The following is a 22,188-nucleotide window of genomic DNA, read 5'->3' as shown; positions in this document are numbered from 1 at the left end:
GGCGAGGGCCTGTCGATGCCCAGCTCCGTCGGTCATGCGATGCCTTGCTCGATGGTCATGATCATCAGTATGCCGTGCCCGATCTCGTGATCGGCTCATCCCTCCTGGTCACGATTCACCGAATCCGGCGCTGTCCCTTGATCGGCGTCGACACCGGCGAGACGACCACAGTACGCCGCCAGATGCCGGCCGGTGAGCGTCGAGGCGTCGGTGACGAGCGCCCTGGGAGTCCCCTCGAAGACGATGCGGCCACCGTCGTGGCCGGCTCCGGGACCGAGATCGATGATCCAGTCGGCGTGGGCCATGACCGCTTGGTGGTGCTCGATGACGACCACGGACTTGCCCGTGTCCACGAGCCGGTCCAACAGACCGAGCAACTGCGCGACATCCGCGAGGTGCAGACCCGTGGTCGGCTCGTCGAGGACGTAGACATCGGCCTTCTCCCCCATCTGCGCCGCGAGCTTGAGTCGCTGGCGTTCACCACCCGACAGCGTCGTGAGCGGCTGACCGAGCTTGATATAGCCGAGGCCGACATCGGCGAGCCGGACGAGGATCTTGTGGGCCACGGGGATCCTTACCTCTCCGGAACCGAGGAACTCCTCGGCCTCGGCGACGGACATGGCGAGCACCTCGCTGATGTCCTTGCCGCCGAAGGTGTACTCCAGCACCTCGGCCTGGAATCGCTTGCCGTCGCACACCTCGCACGGCACGGCGACGCCAGCCATCATCGCCAGGTCGGTATAGACGACGCCGGCACCCTTGCAGTGCGGGCAGGCGCCATCGGAATTGGCGCTGAACAGTCCCGGCTTGACCCCGTTGGCCTTGGCGAAGGCCTTGCGGATCGGATCGAGCAGTCCTGTGTAGGTCGCGGGGTTGCTGCGCCGCGAGCCCTTGATCACACCCTGGTCGATGACCACAACCCCCTCTCGTCCCGCCATCGAGCCGTGCACCAGCGAGCTCTTCCCGGACCCCGCCACCCCGGTGACGACACACAGGACCCCGAGAGGAATGTCGACATCCACATCTCGCAGATTGTGGGCATCGGCGCCGCGGATCTCCAGGACCCCCTCCGCCACACGAGCCTGCGACTTCAGGGTGGCCCGGTCATCGAGGTGTCGGCCCGTCAACGTGTCGCTGGAGCGCAGACCGCCGACGGAGCCTTCGTAGACCACCTGACCACCCTCGATACCCGCGCGCGGCCCGAGGTCGACCACATGGTCGCCGATGGCGATCGTCTCGGGCTTGTGTTCGACGACGAGGACCGTGTTGCCTTTGTCCCGCAGTTGCAGGAGCAGACGGTTCATCCGGGCGATGTCGTGCGGGTGCAGTCCGATCGTGGGCTCGTCGAAGACATAGGTGACATCCGTGAGCGAAGAGCCGAGGTGACGGATCATCTTGGTCCGCTGGGCTTCTCCCCCGGAGAGTGTTCCGGAGGACCGGTTCAGACTGAGATAGCCCAGGCCGATCTCCACGAAGGAGTCGAGGGTCTCGCGCAGCGCCTTCAACAGCGGCCTGGCGGAGGGCTCGTCGAGCTCGCCGATCCACTGCGCGAGGTCGCTGATCTGCATCGCGCATAGTTCGGCGATGTTCCGACCCCGGATCCTCGAGGATCGCGCCAACTCGCTCAGCCGGGTCCCCTGGCACTCCGGGCAGTCGGCGAAGGTGATCGCGCGGTCGACGAAGGCCCGGATATGCGGTTGCATCGCCTCGCGGTCCTTGGACAGGAAGGACTTCTGGATCTGCGGGATCAGTCCGGTGTACGTGAGGTTGATGCCCTCGATCTTGACCTTGGTCGGCTCCCTGTGGAGCAGGTCGTGGAGCTCGGTGTCGGTGAAGGAGGAGATCGGCTTGTCGGGATCGAAGAAGCCGCAACCACGATAGATGCGCCCGTTCCAGCCGTCCATGCTGTACCCCGGGACGGTGACGGCACCCTCGTTGAGGGACTTGCCTGCATCGAACAGGGCTGCGAGGTCGAAGTCGCTGACCCGGCCGGTGCCCTCGCAGTGCGGGCACATGCCGCCGGTGATGCTGAAATCGCGGCGTTCCTTGACGGTCTTGCCGCCGCGCTCGAGGTTGACCGCTCCGGCGCCGCTGATCGAGGCGACATTGAAGGAGAAGGCCTGCGGCGAGCCGATGTGCGGTTCGCCGAGCCTGCTGAACAGGATGCGCAGCATCGCATTGACATCGGTGACCGTGCCGACGGTCGAGCGGATATTGGCGCCCATCCGCTCTTGGTCGACGATGATGGCCGTGGTCAGTCCTTCGAGCAGGTCCACGTCGGGGCGCGCCAGCGTCGGCATGAAGCCTTGAACGAAGGCGCTGTAGGTCTCATTGATGAGACGCTGCGATTCTGCGGCGATGGTGCCGAACACGAGTGAGCTCTTGCCGGATCCCGAGACGCCGGTGAAGACCGTGAGCCGGCGCTTCGGCAGCTCGACATCGACATTGCGGAGATTGTTCTCCCGTGCCCCGCGGACGCGGATGACGTCATGGCTATCGGCGGGCGATGTGGGGACGGGGGTCGTCATCGATTCAATCTCGTTCCTGGATGCGGATCATATTGCCGGCCGGGTCGCGGACGGCGCAGTCGCGTACACCGTAGTCCTGGTCGATGGGCTCTTGAACGATATCGGCGTCGTGCCGCTGGAGTCGCTCGAAGACCTCGTCGAGGTCGCTCGCCGCCAGGACGAGTGAGGCGAACGTGCCCTTGGCCATCATCTCGCGGACGACCGTCAAGTCCTCCGGGGTGATGCCAGGGTCGGCGGCCGGAGGGTGCAGGACGATCGAGGTGTCGGGTTGGTTCGGCGGTCCGACAGTGATCCAGCGCATGCCGTCGTACCCGACATCGTTGCGGACCTCGAAGCCGAGGACATCGCGGAAGAACGCCATCGAGGTCTCTGCGTCCTCGTGAGGCAAGAAGGTGGCATGGATTCTCAGGTTCATGGGGCTCACAGTAGAGCCGTGGGCCCGGTGGCCGCTTCTCGATTCCTGATCGGTCGGGTGACCCGTTTGGTGACCAGGGAGGGAACCCCGGGAAGTCCGGCACCCGACCGACGCTGATAGACACTCGGCGGCTCGCCGATGAGTTCGCTGAATCGGGTGCTGAAGGTGCCGAGCGAGGAGCAACCGACCGCGAAGCACACCTCCGTGACGCTGAGATCACCTCTTCGTAGGAGGGTCATCGCGCGTTCGATCCGCCGGGTCATGAGGTAGCTGTAGGGGCTCTCGCCGTAGGCCAGCCGGAACTGTCGACTCAGATGACCCGCCGACATGTGCACCTCGCGAGCAAGGGAGGGAACGTCCAGCGGCTGGGCGTAGTCGCGGTCGATCCGGTCGCGAACGCGCCGCAGCAATGCGAGATCGCGCAGCCGCTGTTCGACGGCGTCATCGGCCATGTCTGTATCGTGCCACGGCACGCGCGGCTCGGATATTGGCGGCGCGTCAGCGATCGGAGCCGAGGAAGGCACGCAGCGTTGCGATGAACGAGTCGGGCTGCTCGGAGTGCACCCAATGGCCGGCACCCTTGACCGTGACCTGGGTGGTGCGGGGGAAGAGCTCGCGCATCCGGTCGGTGTGCTCGGGGCGGATGTAGTGGGACCTCTCCCCTGCCACCCAGAGTGTGGGCCTGTCGAACACGGCATCGATCTCCGGGAAACCACCGATGCGGTCCAGATCACGACGGAGCACCGACAGATTGGCCTGCCAGGCGAAACCCCCATCGGCTGGTCGCAGATTCTGCAGGAGGAATCCTCGTACCCGCTCGTCGTCGATACGTCCGACAAGGGCGGCATCGGCATCCGTGCGCCGTTCGAGGGAGTCGAGATCTATAGCCGCGAGACTGCCGAGCAGATGCTCGAACTCGTCGGAACCTTCGCTGATGGCCGGGGCGATGTCGACGATGACCAGCCGGTCGATGAGCCCGGGGTGACGTAGGGCGGTCACCATCGCGACCTTGCCGCCCATCGAGTGCCCGACGAGATGGACGCGCTGACCGGGGAAGGCCTGGCTGATCGTCTCAGCGACCGTATCGGCCATCGTCATGTAGTCCACACGTTCTGTCCACGGGGAGCGACCATGGTCGGGCAGGTCGACGAGGAGGGAGCGGAACTCCGGTTCGAGCCCCTTGGCGATCTGGGTGAAGTTGCGTCCCTGACCGAACAATCCGTGCAGGAACACCACAGGGCTCCCGGAGTCACCGATGAGACGGGTGTGCAGCGTCGGCTCGGTCACGGGCTCCAGCTTAGAGGTTCCACCGATCAGGCGAAGTGCTCGGCCTCCGCGCTGATCTTGTCGACATAGGCCCGCCACCAGGTCTCATCGCGGCCGTCCTCGCCCGACTCGCCCGTCGCCCCATCGATCTGCTCGCGGAGGATGTCGAGCTGTCCTGCGTGCTGGGCGGTCTCCGCGATCACGTGCACGGCGAGAAGACCTAACGTGGTGTCCCGGGCATCGGGACGCCACCACGGGACAGTGACCGGCGTGTCGAGCGGCAGTTCGCGCAGCGAGGCGAGAGAGGCCTCCTCGACCTGGTTGTACAGGGCGACGACCGACTCGCTGGACATCTCCCGCTCGACCCAGAGGTCGGCATTGCTGGTCATACTCTCCTCGTCACTCCAGGTGATGACGTCGGAGGCAGGGCTCGCGCGTCCTGGCAAGGTCACCAGATACTCGTGCTCCACCGTCGCCAGGTGTTTGACGACACCGAGCAGATTGGTGCCGCTGGGGGTCAATGGGCGTCGCAGGTCGTACTCCCCCACCCCGTCGATCGTTCGGTGCACCGAGCGGTGCGCCCTGCGCAGATAGTGCTCCAGCACGTCTTTCCAGGTCGTCTCATCCATAGTCCTCACGGTAGCCGCGAGGACTGACGGAAAGCAGCTTCGAAGTGAGGCGATGCTTCGACGTGGTCTGGCTCCATCGCCGCCTGCAGAGCGGACGGGCCCACTCGACCACCGGGGCCACCGCAGACTGTGACCTGCGCCACGTCTCTGACCCTCGTCTCTGGCACAATGCCAGACATGGCCAGCCCGCTCTCTCCTGCCGCGTCGCCGGTGCGCTGAGCTCTCCCATGCCGTTGTTCGTGACCGCGTTGACCGCCGTGCTGGCATTCAGCGTGCTGCTCGCGGTCCGGCCGGTCAAGGGCAATCCGCTCGTGGCGAATGTCAGCTTCTACGCGGGTGTGGTGACATCCGAGCTTCCGTTGCAGGTCTTGACCCTCGTCGCACTCCTGACCGTCGCCACCGTCGCCGTCGGCGAGGCCACCGTCCTCGCGGTCGTGCTCCTTGGAGGATCCGCGATCGGTGCGAGCCTGCTGCTGCGTCGAGCGGCGCTTGCGCGCGACGTGTTGGAGCGGACGCTGCGAGAGATGGGCGTCAGCGCCGCACGTCGACCCCGTCCGTGGGCGACTCTCCTGCTGCGCCCCTGGCCCAGGTTGCCGCGTTCGGTCGAGCGGGTCGATGCGCTCACCTATGGGCCGTACGGCGATGCGAACTCGCTCGATCTCTACCGTCGTCGGCATCAGCCACCGGGCCTCGCACCGGTGCTCGTCCATGTCCACGGCGGCAGCTTTCGTCGTGGACGACGCTCCCAGGACGCGCGACTCCTCCTCTACCGGCTCGCGCGCCGCGGTTGGGTGACGGTCTCTCCGGACTACCGGCTGCTGCCCGACGGTGAGTTCCCGGCCAATGCCGATGACATCGTCGCGGTCATCGCCTGGCTCCGGACTCACGCAGACGAACTGCACGTCGATCCCGACCGGGTCGTGCTGGCCGGCAGCTCCGCCGGTGCCCATCTCGCCGTACTGGCCACGCTGCGCGGTGCGCGCGTCGCCGCCCTCGTCGGACTCTACGGCTACTACGGTTCCCAGCGGACCCGCTCGCAGGTCCTTTCCGACCCTGCCCGTTACCGCGTCGATGACGCGCCGCCGACGCTCATCGTCCACGGCGATGCAGATTCCGTCGTCGACATCGCGGGGGCGCGCCGCTATGTGGAGCACCGTCGTCTGCTGTCCCAGGTACCCGTCGCTCTCGCCGCACTCCCAGGCGCTCAACACGGCTTCGACCGCTTCGCATCCCTGCGTTTCTACGCCGTGTGCGACGCGATCGAGGACTTCGCTCACGTCACCTTCAGCCGCTGAGACCCCCGCATCGGCGATGCCCGTGCACGGTGTGGCGACCGGTTCGCTCGACCACGGGAAGTCGCTCTGCGCCTCGCCTGCGCGCTACGGGTGAGGATCTCCCGCTGCGTCATGCGCGCATCGTGCCACGATGGACGACATGTTGGTCACCCGTTACGGACATGCTGCCCTTCTCGTGGAATCAGGTGCGACACGCGTCCTCATCGATCCCGGCACGCTCAGCCGGGAGGTCGTCTTCGGTCTGACGGGACTCGACGCCATCGTCGTGACGCACCAGCACCCGGATCATGTGGACCCGGACCGCATCGGAGGCCTGGTGGATGCCAATCCCGCTGCCACGCTCCTCGCCGATCCCGAGACGGCCGAACGACTCGGTTCTCCCTGGCGCGCCCATCGCGATGGTGAGATCACCCTGATCGGCGACCTGGAGCTGACGGGAGTCGGCCAGTGGCACGCGGTCATCGCCGAACCACTGCCCAGGGTCGCCAATGTGGGCGTGCTCATCACCGCATCGGGCGAGCCGACCCTGTTCCATCCCGGCGACAGTTATGCGGTCGCTCCCCCGGACATCGACGTGCTCGCCGTCCCGCTCTCAGCACCCTGGACCAAGGTCGCCGAGACCATCGACTTCGTGGCTCGTGTCGGCCCGACCGTGATGTTCCCGATCCACGACTGCACCGTCTCCGAGGCCGGACACGGTGTCTACTGGCAGCATGTGAGCCGTTTCGGCGGCGTAGCGGACGCTCGGAACCTTCCCCAGGACGGCCAGCTCGAGGTGTGATGATCGACGCACTCCTTCGACGCGACTCTATCTCACACATGAGATAGCCTCGAAGCTATGACGGAACGAGACGACTACCTCGGACGCATTGGGACCCTGATCCGCGATGCGCGCCAGCACTCCGGTCTCACCCAGGCGCAGCTCGCCGCCGAGCTCCGCACGAGCCAGAGTGCCGTCAACCGCATCGAGAAGGGCCAGCAGAACCTGACCTTGGACATGCTCGCCCGGATCGGCTCGGCCCTGGACTCCGAGATCGTCAGTGTCGGCACGTCGGGCCCGAGCCACCTTCGGGTCAAGGGCGGCACCACGCTCAAGGGTGCTATCGACGTCAAGTCCAGCAAGAACGCCGGTGTCGCGCTGCTGTGCGCATCGCTGCTCAACACCGGCACCACGGTGCTGCGCAAGGTGGCGCGCATCGAGGAGGTCAACCGCCTGCTCGAGGTGCTGGACTCCATCGGCGTCAAGACCCGCTGGCTGAACGAGCACAACGACCTCGAGCTCGTGGTGCCCGAGAAGCTCGACCTCGCGGGGATGGATGCCGCCGCAGCGCGCCGCACGCGCAGCATCATCATGTTCCTCGGCCCGCTGATGCACCGGGTTCCCGAGTTCGAGCTGCCTTACGCGGGAGGCTGTGATCTCGGCACCCGCACGGTGGAGCCGCATATGACGGCGCTGCGTCCCTTCGGTCTCAAGGTCGTCGCCACCGACGGCAGCTACCACGCCTCCGCCGCCCAGGGCACCGGTCCGGAGCGTCCGATCGTCCTCACCGAACGCGGCGACACCGTGACGGAGAACGCGCTGCTCGCGGCCGCGCGCTACGATGGCGTCACCGTCATCCGCAATGCCAGCTCGAATTACATGGTCCAGGACCTCTGCTTCTTCCTCGAGAAGCTCGGCGTGCGCATTGAGGGCATCGGCACCACCACCCTGCGCGTGCACGGTGAGCCGGACATCCGCACCGATGTCGACTACGCCCCGAGCGAGGATCCGATCGAGGCGATGAGCCTCATCGCGGCCGCGATCGTCACCAAGTCGAGCATCACGGTGTGCCGGGTGCCGATCGAGTTCATGGAGATCGAGCTCGCGGTGCTCGAGGAGATGGGCTTCGTCTACGAACGGTCCGCCGAGTACATGGCCGAGAACGGGCAGACCCGCCTGGTCGACATCACGACGCATCCCTCGCAGCTCAGGGCACCGATCGACAAGATCCACCCGATGCCGTTCCCGGGCCTCAATATCGACAATCTGCCCTTTTTCGCCGTCATCGCGGCGACGGCGGACGGACAGACGATGTTGCACGACTGGGTCTACGAGAACCGCGCGATCTATCTGACGGAGCTCAACAAGCTCGGTGCCCGAGTCAAGCTCATGGATCCCCACCGCGTCCTCATCGAGGGTCCGACGCACTGGAGCGGCGCCGAGTTGGTGTGCCCTCCCGCCTTGCGTCCGGCGGTGGTCATCCTGCTCGCGATGCTGGCCGCCAAGGGCACCTCGGTGCTGCGCAGTGTCTATGTGATCAATCGCGGCTATGAGGACTTGGCGACGAGGCTCAACGCGCTCGGCGCGGAGATCGAGACCTTCCGCGATATCTGATCGTCCGGTATGCCGGGCGGTAGTCTGTCGACCTTTCCCGCGTAAACGCGGTAGTCCCTCAACCCCATCGCCCGCCCGATGAGGTTGACGGTCTACCTCCCGGACCCGAGGAAGTGACGGCGAGGCGTCGTCCCTGCGTAGCGAAACTCCCCTAGCGTGGGAGTCGTGAACCGACGGTCACCCTACCTTGACGCCCCCACTCCCCTGGCCTTCGCTCATCGCGGAGGGGCCCACACGGCCGGCAATGCGGGTATCGAGAACTCACTCGCGGCCTTCCGTCACGCCGTGGAGCTCGGGTACCGCTATCTCGAGACCGACACGCGCGCTACTCGCGACGGGGTCGCCTACGCCTGTCACGACGCCCGTCTCACCCGTCTGACGGGCGATGAGCGGGCCATCGGCGATCTCACCTCGGCCGAGCTCGATGCCATGCTGCTCGGTGACCGGGAGCCGATCGTGCGTCTCGACGCCCTGATGACGGCCCTGCCGGAGGCCCGTTTCAATATCGATGTGAAGTCCGGCGATGCGATCGAGCCCACCTGCCAGGTGATCGAGCGGCTCGACGCGACAGACAGGGTCTGTCTCGCCTCGTTCTCGCACCAGCGTCTCAACGCCCTGCGATCACGGCTCCCTGGCGCAACTTTCAGCGCCTCATCGCGTCAGGTCGCGCGGATGGTGATCGGCCTCGGCATCCCGTCGGGGGTGGACTGTCTGCAGGTACCCGTCGCGAGGGGTTCGGTGCCCATCGTCACCCGACGGTTCCTCCGGAGGGCACATGCGGCGGGTATCCAGGTCCATGTCTGGACCATCGACGATCCCGTGGAGATGCATCGACTGCTGGATCTCGGGGTGGACGGGATCATGAGCGATCGGACGGATCTGCTCAAGGACGTGCTCATCGAGCGCGGTGAATGGAACGAGGGGCCATGAAGAAGGTCATCGCCTGGAGCCTTTGGGACTGGGGATCGGCGGCCTTCAACGCCGTCATCCTCACCTTCGTCTTCTCGGTGTATCTCGTCGAGGGCGTGGGCGACGATCTCCCCGGGCCGATCGCCGCGAGCACCTGGTACGGCTGGGCGATCGGCGCCGGCGCCCTCGTGATCGCGATCTCCGCGCCCGCTCTCGGTCAGCGCGCCGATGCCCGGGGCCGGCGCAAACACACCCTCGCGCTGCTGACCGGTAGCGTGGTCGTGCTCACCGCGGCGCTCTTCTTCGTCGAGGACGACTACCACTACCTGTGGCTCGGCCTATTGCTCGTGGCCCTGGCGTCGATTGCCTTCGAACTGGCGCAGGTTCCGTACTTCGCGATGTTGCGCCAGGTCTCCACACCGGACAATATCGGCCGTATCTCCGGTATCGGGTGGGCCTTCGGCTATCTGGGCGGCATCGTCCTACTGTTGATCTGTTACTTCGGCTTCATCGCCGGCGACGGCGGCGTGCTCGGTCTCTCCACCGACAACGGGTGGAATATCCGGCTCGTAGCGCTGGTCGCGGCGGGGTGGTTCCTCGTCTTCGCGATCCCCTTGTTCTTCGCCGTCCCCGAGTTGCCGGCCAGCGCCACTCCCGACCGCGCCGATGTGGGCTTCATCGAGTCTTATCGCGTGCTCTGGAGTGAGCTCAAGGCGATGTGGGCCGGCGATCGCGATGTGCTGAAGTTCCTCATCGCGAGTGCGTTCTACCGAGACGGCCTCTCCGGGGTGTTCACCTTCGGCGGGATCCTCGCGGTCAGTGTCTACGGCATCGACGCCGCCGATGTCATCCTCTTCGCCATCGCCGCCAATGTCGTGAGCGCCGCAGGAGCCTGGGTCGCCGGCTATCTCGACGACAGCTGGGGGTCGCGGCGAGTCGTCGTGACGTCCCTCGTGTCGATGCTCGTCGTCGCGGTCGTCCTGCTGTTCGTGAGCGGTCCGCTGATGTTCTGGATCTTCGGCCTCGCCCTCTGCTTGTTCGTCGGCCCCGCGCAGGCGGCGTCGCGCACCTATCTGGCCCGGGCAACCAGAATCGGCAAGGAGGGTCAGAACTTCGGGCTCTACGCGATGACCGGGCGGGCGGCCTCCTTCATGGCGCCTAGCCTCTTCGGGCTGTTCGTGCTGATCGGCGGGGCGGATCGCTGGGGAATCCTGGGAATCATGGTCGTCCTCGGCGTCGGTCTCGTCCTCCTCTCGCGAATCCCCGAGCTGAGGAGCGCGGAGGAAGATCGCTTCTCAGGGGAATCTCACGGCGATGGCGTACGTTGATAGGTAGAGACGACCACGAAAGGGGAACGCGAGCATGGCTGAACGAGCACTGCGAGGCGCCCGACTCGGTGCCCAGAGCTTCGAAGACGAGCGCGGCGTGGAGATGGCTCCGCGCCAGGAGGTCGAGTACGCCCTCGCCGATGGCCGCACCTTCACCGTGACGATGTCGGAGGAAGCGGAGATCCCCGGTGAATGGGAGGATCCCAAGTCCGGGCAGATGGGCCGCCTGGTCGGTGCCGATACCTCGGGCGAGGACAAGGACGAGAAGCCAATCCGTACCCACTGGGACATGCTGCTCGAGCGTCGCTCGGTCGACGAGCTCGAGGACCTCCTGAGCGAGCGCTTGGAGCTTCTGCGCGGTGGCGAAATCGGTCCCCCGCACCTGCACCGGCGCTCGGGGAGCAAGAAGAAGACCGCTTAACCCCGTCGCCGGCCGGCCTGCCAGGCCACCACCACGCCGACCAATGCCAGCCCGGCGATGAGCCCCTCCAGTGGAGCGGCGAGTCGCTGGGCTGGTGTCGTTCCGGTGGCTCCGGTGATGTCCTCGATCATGACCGAGGACTCCAGCAGGGGCGCCTCGGCGACGACCTCGCCGTCGGGTGTCACGACTCCGCTGATGCCATTGGTTGACGGCACGACGACGTAACGGCCGGTCTCGATAGCCCGCAGCCGCGAGATATTCCACTGCTGACGCAGCTGCGAGGTCCCCTCGAAACTCGCATTGCTGGTCTGGACCACCAGGAACTCAGCACCTCCCCCGATCGCCTCGCGCACGATGCCGTCATAGGCGATGTCCCAGCAGATCGTGTCACCGATGACCGCCCCGCCGATCCTCAGGTCGCCGGGCTCGTCCCCGGGAAGCATGTCCCGGGGGATGTCGCGGTCGATCCTCGGCACCAGGTCACCCAGCTGTTGGCGCAACGGCACGTACTCTCCGTAGGGTACGAGCTTGCGCTTGACGTAGGTCTCCTGGTGTCCCCGCGGGGTCCAGACGAAGCCGGCATTGTAGGCCGTGGTGGACGTGGGGCCGTTGAGGATGCCCCCGGCGAGGATAGGTGCGCCCACCTCCCGCGAGGCCTCGCTGAGACGATCGCCGGCCCATGCCTCGGTCAGCGGATCGATGTCCATCGCGTTCTCGGGCCAGAGGACCATGTCGACCGGCTCGTCGATCTCGGCGGTCGCCTCCACATGGAGTTCGAAGATCTCGCCACGGGGCCATTGCAGGAAGGGACCGGGGGTTCCGCCCTGCACCACAGCCACGCGATGCGTGTCTCCCGCCCCGGCCAGGCCCACCGGGAGCAGGGCGCCCCAGAGGATGAGGGCGCCGCCGGCGACCGCGGCCGGGAGCACGCGACGGGGTCGTTCGGCGACGAGCACGAGCAGCGACGCCATGACCACGAGGACGAAGGTGGTGGCGGGCATGCCGACGAGGCGCACCCACGATTCCATCGGCGTGTCGATCGTCGTGTGGGCAAGACGGCCCCACGGAAAGCCCGACAGCGGGATCGCCCCGCGTAGGCTCTCACCGGCCATCCAGACGGCCGCAGCCCACAACGGCCAGCCGGGCAGGCGCAGCACGGCGCGCAAGGCCCAGGCGATCAGCACATAGAACAGGGCCTGCGCCATGACGAGCGCGACCCATGCGGCCGGGTCGACGGCGTTCATCCACCAGATGAGCGGCCCCATGTACCCCCAGCCGAAGGCGAAGCCGGCCAGCAGGACGGTGACACGTCGCGATGACGCCATCCGGCGCAGCAACCACAGCCACGCGGCGACCGCTGGCACCATGATCCACGGGATGTCCCAGGGCGCGAAAGCGGTCGACGCGATGATGCCGGCCAGCCCGGAGCCGGCGATCGCGAGCAGCGCGTTCACGGCAGACGCACGAGATCCCGCGATGTCGTGTTGACGACCTCCACACCGTCATCGGTGCAGATCGCGATGTCCTCGATGCGTGCGCCGTAGCGTCCATCGAGGTAGATGCCCGGCTCGATCGAGAAGGCCATGCCGGGCTCGAGGAGACGGGCGTTGCCCTCGACGATGTACGGCTCCTCGTGCGTCTCCTGGCCGATGCCGTGTCCCGTGCGATGCACGAAGAGCTCGCCGTAGCCGGCACCGGCGATGATCTCGCGACCGATCCGGTCGACCGACTCGGCCGTCACCCCAGGACGCGCGTGCTCCCGCTGCGCCGTCTGGGCGCGCTGCAGGACGTCATAGAGCGCCACGAACTCCTCATCGGGTTCGCCACCCACCACATACGTGCGGGTGCAGTCCGAGCAGTAGCCCTCGGCCGTGGTGCCGCCGATGTCGATCACGACCGGGTCCCCCGCCTCGATGACGCGATCGGAGAGCTCGTGATGTGGTGAGGCGCCGTTGGGCCCCGAGCCGACGATCACGAAGTCGACCGACACGTGTCCCTCGGCGAGGATGGCGCGGGCGATGTCCTCGCCGACCTCGCGCTCCGTGCGCCCGGCACGCAACCACTCGCCCATACGGCGGTGGACGCGGTCGATCGCGGCCCCGGCCGCGCGCAGGGCCTCGACCTCGGCGGGCTCCTTGCGCATGCGCAGCTCCGCGACGATCTCGCCTCCGAGCACCTGGTCGGCACCCGGGATCGCCGCACCGAGCGCGAAGACCCTGGCGGCCCACATGTGATCGTCGAGCGCGACGACCTCGGCGTCACCGACGAGGCGTGCCACGAGCGCGAAGGGATCCTCGGTCTCCTGCCACGTGGCGATCGGCAGCGTGACACCCGCCGCCACGGCCGCGGGACGCTCCAGATGGGGAACCACCAGGCTCGCCTCGCCGCGCGCCGGAAGCACCAGGCAGGTGAGCCGCTCGAGCGGCAGCGCGTGGTATCCGGTGAGATAGCGAAGATCGGCACCCGGGGTCACCAGGAGCGCATCGACGCCGCGATCGGACAGGAGGGCTTGAGCACGGGCGAGACGATCGGTCACGTCCCCGAGCCTATCGACTCGACGGTGGTTCTCTGACCACTGCCGTCGCCAATCTCAGCGTCGCGGACTACACGAAGGATGTGCCGTGGCGGCTGCTATGACGACCACGGAGACACATCCTGCGTGAGAGGCACGTCGACCTATGACGGCACGTACTGGCTCGACGGCACCATCCTCACCGAGTGGGCCCGGTACCTCCGGTCGGGTCATACATCAACCAACTAGGATCGACGACCATGACCGGTCGATTGATCCTGCTGGACACCGCGAGTCTCTACTTCCGTGCCTTCTACGGCATACCCGACTCGCTGAAGGCCCCGGACGGCACTCCGGTCAACGCCGTCCGGGGCCTTCTCGATTTCGTCGCCACCTTGGCGACGCAGTATGAGCCAGCGGCGATGGTGGCGTGCTGGGACGACGACTGGCGGCCGCAGTGGCGTGTCGACCTCCTCCCTTCGTACAAGGCGCACCGGGTCGAGGAGGAGACGAGCGGCGTGGACGTGGAGGAGACCCCCGATGGGCTCGCGCCGCAGGTCCCGCTCATCGCCGAGGCCCTCGGGCTGCTCGGCATCCCGGTGGTCGGAGCCGCTGAAGCGGAGGCCGATGACGTCATCGGCACGCTCGTGCATCGCTGGGACGGACCGGTCGACGTGGTCACGGGCGACCGCGATCTGTTCCAGGTCGTCGACGACTCCCGCGGGATCCGGGTGCTCTACACGGCCCGCGGGGTCGGCAAGCACGATGTGGTGGATGCCGCATGGGTGCGGGACAGGTACGGCATCGAGCCGCACCAGTACGTCGACTTCGCGGTGATGCGCGGGGACGCCTCCGATGGTCTGCCCGGGGTGGCGGGCATCGGAGACAAGACCGCGGCGGCCCTGCTCGGCGAGTTCGGTGATCTCGAATCGATCGCGGCCGCTGCGGCCGATGACACGAGCTCCATCAAGCCCCGCCCGCGACGGTCGCTGCTGGACTCGTCCGCGTACATCGCCAATGCCGTCCGTGTGGTACGCGTTCGCGATGACCTCGACCTCACTCCCCCGTCGGCCCTCCCGGAGCTGACGAGCGAGCAGATCGCCGAGTTCACCGACTTCGCCCAGACCTGGGGTCTCGGCGGCTCGGCCGACCGGGTCCTCGCGGTCCGCACGTGAACTGAGACATCGCGAGGCGAGGCAGCCGCACGGCACCTGAGATGCGCCGTTGCGCTGGCGGCCTCGCGGTGGCGGTGGGGTAGGCACGTCTCGATCGTAATGAGGGGTGCGCGTCTCACCGCTCTCTTCCGGGGTTGGACGCAGGATGTGACTCTGTGGCAGCCAGGGCAACCACAGAGTCACATCCTGCGTTTCTCCCCGGAGAACCAGCGAAAAGGCCGCCACCCTCCCTTGATGCTCGAACATGTGCTCGATAGGGTGGGGGTGTGAGTTCGGGGGATCTGGCGCAGCGGCTACGGGACACCGCAGCACTGCTGGATGCATTCCCTCCGAGTACGAATGCTCTGCGGGCGCTCGAAGAGGCGAGCAATGCGATCGATGCCGCCAAGGCCCAGCTCGTGACCGAGATGTCCGAGACCCTCGACCACGAGGCCGAGGGGTATAGCTCGGTGAAAGCCTGGCTGCGCGATCAGCTGCGGGTCGGCACGCGGCGGGCGAATGAGCTGGTCAGAGCCGGTGTGACCCTGAAACAGATCCCCGAGGCCGCCGAGCTCGCCTCGGCTGGCAAGGTCTCGCTCGAACACATCAAACACCTCAGTTACTCGGTCACCCATGTGGGGGCGTCGCACACACGCGACCTGCTGCCTCAACTCTTGGACGTGGCCGTCACGAATGAACCCTCGGCTCTGCGGCAGGTGGTCCGGACTCTTCGTGATGCGGTGTATCCCGATGAGTTGGATCAGGCGTGGATCGATGGGATGGCGCGTGAGGATATTCAGGTCAACCCCGTCCTCGACGGCTGGCACATCAACGGGTTCGTGAACTCGACCACCGGCGCCAAACTCAACACGCTCTTGCAGTCTCTCTCTGCGCCTGCCGGTGCGCAGGATCCGCGTACGGGCGCGCAGCGGCGGGTCGACGGCCTCGAAACACTGCTGGATTCGGTGCTGAGCAATGGCCTGCCCGGGGACAAGGGCGTCCGCCCGCACCTGACCCTCACCGTCGACGCCACCACTCTGATGGATGATGCCGGGACCGGTGAACTCATCGGATTCGGGAACATCGGTGTCCGCCAGTTGCAGGAGATGCTCTGCGAAGCCGACCTCACCCCCATCGCCACCGCAGGCAAGACCGGCATCCTCGACGTCGGGCGCAGTCACCGACTCGCAACCCCGCGACAACGCACCGCCATCCTGGCCCGACAAGGACACCAATGCGCCTCCCCGGGATGTCGGGCACCCGTCATCCACATCCATCACGTGATCTGGTGGTCACACGGCGGGAAGACCGACCTCGCGAATCTGATCGGCTTATGTCCCCGATGCCACCGACACGTGCATGCCGGAAGTCTGGTCATCGACCCCGAGACCCACGAATTCACCGACCGACACCACCGGACCCTACCCGGCAGCCACCCACACCACCGACGACGACGCAACCTCGCCCACCAACGCGCCCTCCACCACCAGACCTACCCCCACGCCAGCTGACCGAGCAGGTCGAAGGTCAGGTTCTCAGGTCATGAGGCTGCTGTAGGCGACGACCCCTCGACGCAGGTCGTCGAGCGCGGTGCGGGCCGTGTCGCGCAAGGCTCCGGGGCCGGCGGCGTCGGCGATCTGGCCCATCAGATCGAGCAGCTGCTTCATCGCCCGGACGAAGTCGCCGGCTGCCATCTGCGTGTCGCGCAGGACCAGATCCAGCGACGATCCCTTCGACCACGACCACACCGCCTGGGCGAAGCCCGCGTCCAGGGGACGGAGGAACTGTACGCGGTGCTCCCGCTCCAGCTGCATCAGCTCATCGGTCAGTCCTTGCAGCCGTTGCACCGCGTCCACGGTCGCTCCCGTGGGGAGCACTGGCGCGGGCGCATCGTCGACACGCGACTCGAAGGTCAGTGTGCTGACCACCGCGCCCAGTTCGGCGCTGTCGAGCCCGTCGAAGGCACCGGCCCGGATGCCCTCGGCGACTACGAGGTCGACATCGCTGTAGATGCGCTGCAGCCGCTGCCCCGCCGGGGTGACCTCGTCGCCGGCGAGATAGCCGAGGTCGTCGAGCACCTCGCACACCCGGTCGAACTGCCGGGCCACCGAGTTGGTCTGCCGTTCCACGCGACGCCGTTGCGAGGCAGTGTCCCGCTCGAGCTTGAGATAGCGCTCAGCCCACCGCGCATGGGATTCCCGATCTGGGCAGTCATGGCAGGGATGCGCACGCAGCTTGGCGCGCAACTCGGTGATCCGGGGATCCTCACCGGACGCTCCCCCACGAGCCGGGGATGCCGAACGCAGATGCTCCGTCTTTTCGGCCCGCTGGCGTAACGTCGACGCCAGATCACGGCGTGCCTGCGCCTGCCGAGCATTGAAGGACTTGGGGATGCGCATGGTGCCGCGCGCCTGGACCGGAGTCGGGAAGTCGACGAGCGCGAGCCGTCGAGCGTGACGGTCGGCGGTCAGCACATACGGTCGGGGGCCGTCCTCACCGCCCCCTGCGCCCGGATCCAGCACGACCGCCACACCCGCCCAGCGACCCGCCGGAACATCGATGATGTCGCCGACCTTCAGCCCGCGCAGCGACTCCACCACCTCTGCACGCCGCTGCGACTTGCGGGCCTTCGAGCCCTGCTGCTCGACCTCCTTGAGCCGACGGCGCAGTTCCATGTATTCGCCGAAGTCGCCGCGATCGCAACTGGCCGCCTCGCGATATCCCTCGATGGCCTCATCGGCCTTCTGCACCTGGCGGCTGAGACCAACGACCGCCCGGTCGGCCTGGAACTGCGCGAAGGACTGCTCCAACAGCGAGCGCGCGTGCGCGCGGCCGACCTGATGCACGAGGTTGACCGCCATGTTGTACGACGGATGGAAGGACGAGACCAAGGGATAGGTACGGGTCGAGGCGAGACCCGCGACATGGCGCGGATCGAATCCAGGTTGCCACAGCACCACGCCGTGCCCCTCAATATCGATGCCCCGGCGTCCGGCACGCCCCGTCAGCTGGGTGTACTCCCCCGGCGTGAGGTCCACGTGGGTCTCACCGTTCCACTTGCTGAGTCGTTCGATGACGACCGAGCGCGCGGGCATGTTGATGCCGAGGGCGAGGGTCTCGGTGGCGAACACGATCCGGATGAGGCCCCTGCTGAAGAGATCCTCCACGATCTCCTTGAAGGTCGGGAGCATGCCCGCGTGGTGCGCCGCGATCCCACGGCCGAGTGCTTCTCGGAAGTCATGGAATCCCAGAACCTGTAGGTCCTCATCGGGCAGATGCGTAGTGGCTGCGTCCACCGTGCGATAGATCTCCGCGCGCTCCTCGTCGGTGGTGAGAATCAGCCGGGCATGAAGGCACTGCTCCACGGCTGCCGCGCACCCGGCTCGGCTGAAGATGAAACAGATGGCCGGCAATAGGCCTTCGGCCTCGAGCTTCTCCACGATATCGACGCGATCGGGGGTGCGATAGCGGGTACGGGGACGACGCTGGCCCTTGCCGGGCCGTCCGCCCTTGCGTGCTCGTGAAAGCTGCCAGTCCTCGCGGGCCATCCGCTCGAGCACGTGGTTGACCTTCTGACCGTCCTGCTCGAAGAGCGGGTGGAGCCGCCGGCCGGCCATGACGTGCTGGTACAACGGGACGGGACGGCGCTCCTCCACGATGGTCACGGTATTGCCGCGCACCTCGGTCAGCCAGGCGCCGAACTCCTCGGCATTCGAGACCGTCGCGGACAGTGAGATCACCGCGACCGAGTCCGCGAGGCCGATGATGACCTCCTCCCAGACCGCGCCGCGGAAACGATCCGCCAGATAGTGGACCTCGTCCATGACCACGAAGCCGAGCCCGTCGAGGGTGCGTGAGCCGGCGTAGATCATATTGCGCAGGACCTCGGTGGTCATCACGACGATCGGCGCCTCACCGTTGACGGTGTTGTCGCCGGTCAGCAACCCCACGCTGTCGGCACCGTAACGGTCCTGCAGGTCGTGGAACTTCTGGTTCGACAGCGCCTTGATCGGTGTGGTGTAGAAGCACTTGCGCCCCGTGGCCAGTGCCAGATGCACCGCGAACTCCCCCACGATGGTCTTGCCCGATCCGGTGGGGGCGGCCACGAGCACGCCGTGCCCGTCCTCGACCTGCTGACAGGCCTCCACCTGGAACCCGTCGAGCCCGAAGCTGTAAAGATCGCGGAAGCGGGCCAGCTCGGGATAGCGGCGATCCGCCCTCGCCTGGGCGAATCGCTCGGCCGGGGACGACGTCATGGCTCCAGCCTACGGGGCGAGGCGATCGGCGCTACGGATCGAGCCGATCGGGCTCGTCGACATCGGACACGGGATCGATCCTGGAGGCCTGCTCATCGTCAGCCTCCTCGTCCCGTTGCCGCGCCCGACGGCGATCCGTGAGCCAGGCGATGACCTCCGAGATCAGGTAGAGCAGCGTCATCGGGATCGCCAGGAAGAGCATCGTCAGCGGATCGACCGTCGGCGTGGCGACCGCCGAGAAGATGAAGATGCCGACGATGGTCCACGGGCGTGCCCGCGCCAGCTGACGTGCCGACACCGCCCCGATGCGGTTGAGCAGGACCACGATCAGAGGGATCTGCGCGGCGACCCCGAAGACCAGCATGATCCGTAGGATGAAGCTCAGATAGTCGGCCCCGGAGATGATATTCTCCCAGCCCTCGGGCACGAAGCCGATCAGCAACTCCACCGCCGTCGGCAGCACCCAATAGGCCGCCACCGCACCTCCGATGAACAGGGGTGCACCGAGGCCGGTCAGGACGATCGCCCAGATCTTCTCGTGGCGGTGCAATGCCGGCAGCACGAAGCCCCAGATCTGCCACATCCACAGCGGACTGGAGATGATGAGGCCCACGATCAGCGAGGTCTTGAGCTGGAACTGGAAGGCCCCGCCGACGCCACCCATGTTGAGGATGGTCGAGATGCCCTGCTCCTCGAGCGCCGGACGTGCGCGCTCGATGGGCTGGGTGAGCAGGTCGAGGATGGGGCTGTAGAGGAACCAGGCGACGACCACCCCGAGGACGATGCACAGCAGTGCACGGGTCAGCCGGGTGCGCAACTCCCGCAGATGCTCCATGAGGGGCATCTGCCCACCTGCACCCGCCGCCGCACCGGCACGGGGTCGGCGGTCACGGCGTCTCAGCACCGTCAGCGCGGATCGGTGCGATGGTCGCGCGTCACCTCAGCCGGATCGACGGTCTGCGGGCGCTGCTCCTCGGCCTTGGGACGGCCATCGTCTGCCTGAGCCTCGAGGCGCTTGTCGTCCTCATCCTGGCCCGCCTTGATCTCAGACTTGAAGATCCGCAGCGCACGGCCCGATCCACGGGCCAACTCGGGCAACTTGCGCCCGCCGAACAGCAGGACCACGATGCCCAAGATCACCAGGATCTCAGTAGGTCCGATTTGCCTGAACATGATGCTCCTCAGTCGGTGACCTCATCAGTGTACGCCTCGAGCGCGGCCCGAGCGTGGGCGGACACATCCGCTCGCAGGACCGCGGGCTCGAGGACGCGCACCGTCGTGGCATGGCGTAACACCAGGCGGCGGAGCCATGCCGCGTCCGTGCCGTACAACCGCACTGACACGCGGCCGTCCGCGCCCTCGTCGATGATCTCGGCATCGTACTCGTCGATGAGCCAGCGGGCCTCGGGGGCGAGTTCCAGCACGGCGTGAGGTGTCTCCGGGCCCGGCACGAAGACGGCTTCGACCGTGGCGGACGTCTCGTTCGGCCGCACCGCCACGGGGGTGTCGAGTTCGGTCGCCTCGGTGATGCGGTCCAGCCGGAAGGTCCGGGTGTCCTCGGCCAGATGGCACCATCCGCTGACATAGAGCTGGCCGCGAGCGGTGAACACCTTGTGCGGATCGACATCGCGCGAGGTGGTCCGATCGCGCGACTCGGTGGCGTACACGATGTGGAGGCGATGTCCGTGTGCATGGGCAGACAGGACGGTGTCCTTGATCCGGGAGTCAACCGGCGGGAGGCGGACGTCCACGGGAGCGAGCGCGCCGACCTCGCCCTCGAGCTTGGCGAGGGCACCGTCGACGGCCGGCAGCTGGTCGCCGGTCGCCGTGTCCCGCAGCGTCCGAAGCGCGACGATGAGCGCCGACGCCTCGCGGGCGCTGAAGGCGAGTGGGCGGGTCATGAAGTCGGCATCGCGGAGGAACACGACGCCGTCCTCTTCCAGAGCACCGACATCGATATCGATCAGATCGCCGTGGTACTCCCCCACCCCGGTCATCATGAGCAGAGACAGGTCCTTGGTCACCTGGGCGACGCTCACACCGAAGGCCTCCGCCACCTCGGTGACCGGGATACCCGCATTGCTCTGCAGATAGGGCACCATCGCGAGCATGCGCTGTACTCGCTGGACCGACGTGGTCATGCTCCGCTCACCGCCGCTCGGAGGAGGTCGATGACGGCATCGCGCAGCTCGGCCGGTTCGAGGACGACGACATCGGGTCCGAACGAGGCGACCTCGCTCGCCAGCACTCGCGTGGAGGCGTAGGGAACCCGCACCACGTCCCACTCCCCCTCGGCACCGGTGATCTCCCGAGCTTCACGTCGCAGGCTGTTGGCACGGCCACGGCGGATCCGGAGCACAGCCGCCTCCGTGGGCTCCGGGGGCAGCAACGCACCCGCCAGCTCCCGTAGGTCGATGCCCGCCGGGACCTCGACCGTGCCGGGCTCGCCCAGCGTCGCGACCTCCCCGTGGATCCGTGACAGTCGGAAGACCCGTGGGGCATCGCGATCGCGATCGAAGCCGAGCACGTACCAGCGATCGCGCACCGAGATCATGCCCCAGGGTTCGACCTCACGGCGGGCCTCCTCACCATCGGGCTTGCGATAGTCGAAGGCGATCGGCTGACGCCGGGTCGCCGCCTCCAGGACGGTGTCGAAGGCCGGCTCATGGGTCGACAGCCGCGGCTCGACCATCCGCAGCTGGTCGGTGGCGACGTCGACACCGATCGAGCGGAGCTTGGTGATCGCGGTGGCCGACTCGCTCGCGAGACTGGCGCGGTCCCATACCTGGGCGGCGAGGCCGACCACCGCCGCCTCCTCGCGCGTGAAGGAGATATCGGGCAGTTCGGCGTCGTCGCGGCGGATCCGGTAGCCGGGCTCGTCGTCGAAGTAGGCATCGCGATTGCCGGTCTCGATCACGATGCCCAGCTCGCGCAGCTCCTCTTTATCGCGTTCGAATTTGCGCTCGAAGGCGCCGGGGCTCGCATCGCGGTATTCGGAGATGGCGCCCCGGATCTGATCCTTGGTGAGGTACTGATTGGACGCGAGCAGCAGGAAGAAGAGGTTCATCAGCCTCTCGGTCTTACGCTGCGCCATGGACCCG

The 22,188-nt window shown here is 66.9% G+C and carries 20 protein-coding genes; 8 read left to right on the top strand and 12 right to left on the bottom strand.

The window, feature by feature from the left end; translation table 11 throughout:
- Positions 1-95 precede the first annotated feature (95 nt).
- The 5 genes from BHE97_RS13505 to BHE97_RS13485 are packed head-to-tail and all read right to left on the bottom strand — an operon-like array spanning position 96 to position 4,838.
- On the bottom strand, positions 96-2,528 hold the full coding sequence (locus tag BHE97_RS13505; RefSeq protein WP_087624572.1) for an excinuclease ABC subunit UvrA: 2,433 nt from the start codon (positions 2,526-2,528) through the stop codon (positions 96-98).
- A gap of 4 nt (positions 2,529-2,532) precedes the next feature.
- On the bottom strand, positions 2,533-2,943 hold the full coding sequence (locus BHE97_RS13500; protein ID WP_087624571.1) for a VOC family protein: 411 nt from the start codon (positions 2,941-2,943) through the stop codon (positions 2,533-2,535).
- A 5-nt stretch (positions 2,944-2,948) separates the two neighbouring features.
- Positions 2,949-3,395, bottom strand: a complete 447-nt coding sequence (locus tag BHE97_RS13495) for a helix-turn-helix transcriptional regulator (RefSeq protein WP_087624570.1) — start codon at positions 3,393-3,395, stop codon at positions 2,949-2,951.
- A gap of 46 nt (positions 3,396-3,441) precedes the next feature.
- Positions 3,442-4,230 carry an alpha/beta fold hydrolase gene (locus BHE97_RS13490; RefSeq protein WP_201791443.1) on the bottom strand — a complete coding sequence of 263 codons (789 nt, stop codon included), beginning with the start codon at positions 4,228-4,230 and terminating at the stop codon, positions 3,442-3,444.
- 26 nt (positions 4,231-4,256) lie between these two features.
- Complete coding sequence (locus BHE97_RS13485; protein WP_170931423.1) at positions 4,257-4,838, bottom strand: DinB family protein; 582 nt, start codon at positions 4,836-4,838, stop codon at positions 4,257-4,259.
- A gap of 227 nt (positions 4,839-5,065) precedes the next feature.
- On the opposite strand from BHE97_RS13485, the gene BHE97_RS13480 reads away from it, so the two are divergent.
- The 6 genes from BHE97_RS13480 to BHE97_RS13455 all read left to right on the top strand — a co-directional run bounded on the left by BHE97_RS13480 (position 5,066) and on the right by BHE97_RS13455 (position 11,165).
- Positions 5,066-6,133 (top strand): alpha/beta hydrolase, encoded by a 1,068-nt coding sequence (locus BHE97_RS13480; RefSeq protein ID WP_087624568.1) that lies wholly within the window; start codon positions 5,066-5,068, stop codon positions 6,131-6,133.
- A gap of 130 nt (positions 6,134-6,263) precedes the next feature.
- Positions 6,264-6,914: an MBL fold metallo-hydrolase gene (locus tag BHE97_RS13475; protein WP_201791442.1), complete on the top strand. Its 651-nt coding sequence runs from the start codon at positions 6,264-6,266 to the stop codon at positions 6,912-6,914.
- Positions 6,915-6,971: 57 nt separating this feature from the next.
- Positions 6,972-8,507: a UDP-N-acetylglucosamine 1-carboxyvinyltransferase gene (locus tag BHE97_RS13470; protein ID WP_087624567.1), complete on the top strand. Its 1,536-nt coding sequence runs from the start codon at positions 6,972-6,974 to the stop codon at positions 8,505-8,507.
- A 165-nt stretch (positions 8,508-8,672) separates the two neighbouring features.
- Positions 8,673-9,437: a glycerophosphodiester phosphodiesterase gene (locus BHE97_RS13465; RefSeq protein WP_087624695.1), complete on the top strand. Its 765-nt coding sequence runs from the start codon at positions 8,673-8,675 to the stop codon at positions 9,435-9,437.
- Positions 9,434-10,744: an MFS transporter gene (locus BHE97_RS13460; RefSeq protein WP_236757686.1), complete on the top strand. Its 1,311-nt coding sequence runs from the start codon at positions 9,434-9,436 to the stop codon at positions 10,742-10,744. Before BHE97_RS13465 ends, BHE97_RS13460 begins: the two co-directional genes overlap by 4 nt.
- Positions 10,745-10,778: 34 nt before the next feature.
- A complete protein-coding gene (locus BHE97_RS13455; RefSeq protein ID WP_087624565.1) occupies positions 10,779-11,165 on the top strand; it encodes an RNA polymerase-binding protein RbpA in 387 nt (128 codons plus the stop codon).
- Here BHE97_RS13455 and lnt read toward each other — a convergent pair.
- Positions 11,162-12,619: an apolipoprotein N-acyltransferase gene (gene lnt / locus BHE97_RS13450; RefSeq protein ID WP_087624564.1), complete on the bottom strand. Its 1,458-nt coding sequence runs from the start codon at positions 12,617-12,619 to the stop codon at positions 11,162-11,164. The genes BHE97_RS13455 and lnt overlap by 4 nt on opposite strands.
- Positions 12,616-13,701, bottom strand: a complete 1,086-nt coding sequence (locus BHE97_RS13445) for a Xaa-Pro peptidase family protein (protein WP_087624563.1) — start codon at positions 13,699-13,701, stop codon at positions 12,616-12,618. Before BHE97_RS13445 ends, lnt begins: the two co-directional genes overlap by 4 nt.
- Positions 13,702-13,937: 236 nt before the next feature.
- On the opposite strand from BHE97_RS13445, the gene BHE97_RS13440 reads away from it, so the two are divergent.
- Positions 13,938-14,852: a 5'-3' exonuclease gene (locus BHE97_RS13440; protein ID WP_170931422.1), complete on the top strand. Its 915-nt coding sequence runs from the start codon at positions 13,938-13,940 to the stop codon at positions 14,850-14,852.
- A gap of 266 nt (positions 14,853-15,118) precedes the next feature.
- A complete protein-coding gene (locus tag BHE97_RS13435) occupies positions 15,119-16,342 on the top strand; it encodes an HNH endonuclease signature motif containing protein (RefSeq protein WP_087624562.1) in 1,224 nt (407 codons plus the stop codon).
- Between the two features lie 24 nt (positions 16,343-16,366).
- On the opposite strand, the gene BHE97_RS13430 is transcribed toward BHE97_RS13435, so the two are convergent.
- The 5 genes from BHE97_RS13430 to BHE97_RS13410 all read right to left on the bottom strand — a co-directional run bounded on the left by BHE97_RS13430 (position 16,367) and on the right by BHE97_RS13410 (position 22,181).
- Complete coding sequence (locus BHE97_RS13430; protein WP_087624561.1) at positions 16,367-19,087, bottom strand: DEAD/DEAH box helicase; 2,721 nt, start codon at positions 19,085-19,087, stop codon at positions 16,367-16,369.
- Positions 19,088-19,118: 31 nt separating this feature from the next.
- Positions 19,119-19,931 carry a twin-arginine translocase subunit TatC gene (tatC, locus tag BHE97_RS13425; RefSeq protein WP_087624560.1) on the bottom strand — a complete coding sequence of 271 codons (813 nt, stop codon included), beginning with the start codon at positions 19,929-19,931 and terminating at the stop codon, positions 19,119-19,121.
- Between the two features lie 62 nt (positions 19,932-19,993).
- The gene (locus tag BHE97_RS13420; protein ID WP_087624559.1) at positions 19,994-20,260 is read right to left on the bottom strand and encodes a Sec-independent protein translocase subunit TatA; all 267 of its coding nucleotides are present in this window, start codon (positions 20,258-20,260) and stop codon (positions 19,994-19,996) included.
- Positions 20,261-20,268: 8 nt separating this feature from the next.
- The gene (locus BHE97_RS13415) at positions 20,269-21,228 is read right to left on the bottom strand and encodes a WYL domain-containing protein (protein WP_087624558.1); all 960 of its coding nucleotides are present in this window, start codon (positions 21,226-21,228) and stop codon (positions 20,269-20,271) included.
- A complete protein-coding gene (locus BHE97_RS13410; protein ID WP_087624557.1) occupies positions 21,225-22,181 on the bottom strand; it encodes a WYL domain-containing protein in 957 nt (318 codons plus the stop codon). Before BHE97_RS13410 ends, BHE97_RS13415 begins: the two co-directional genes overlap by 4 nt.
- Between the last annotated feature and the right edge of the window lie 7 nt (positions 22,182-22,188).

The organism is Aeromicrobium sp. PE09-221, from assembly GCF_002174305.1.
Lineage (GTDB): Bacteria > Actinomycetota > Actinomycetes > Propionibacteriales > Nocardioidaceae > Aeromicrobium.
Note: the sequence above shows the minus strand (reverse complement) of the source record. Positions and strands in the feature narration are given on the sequence as shown.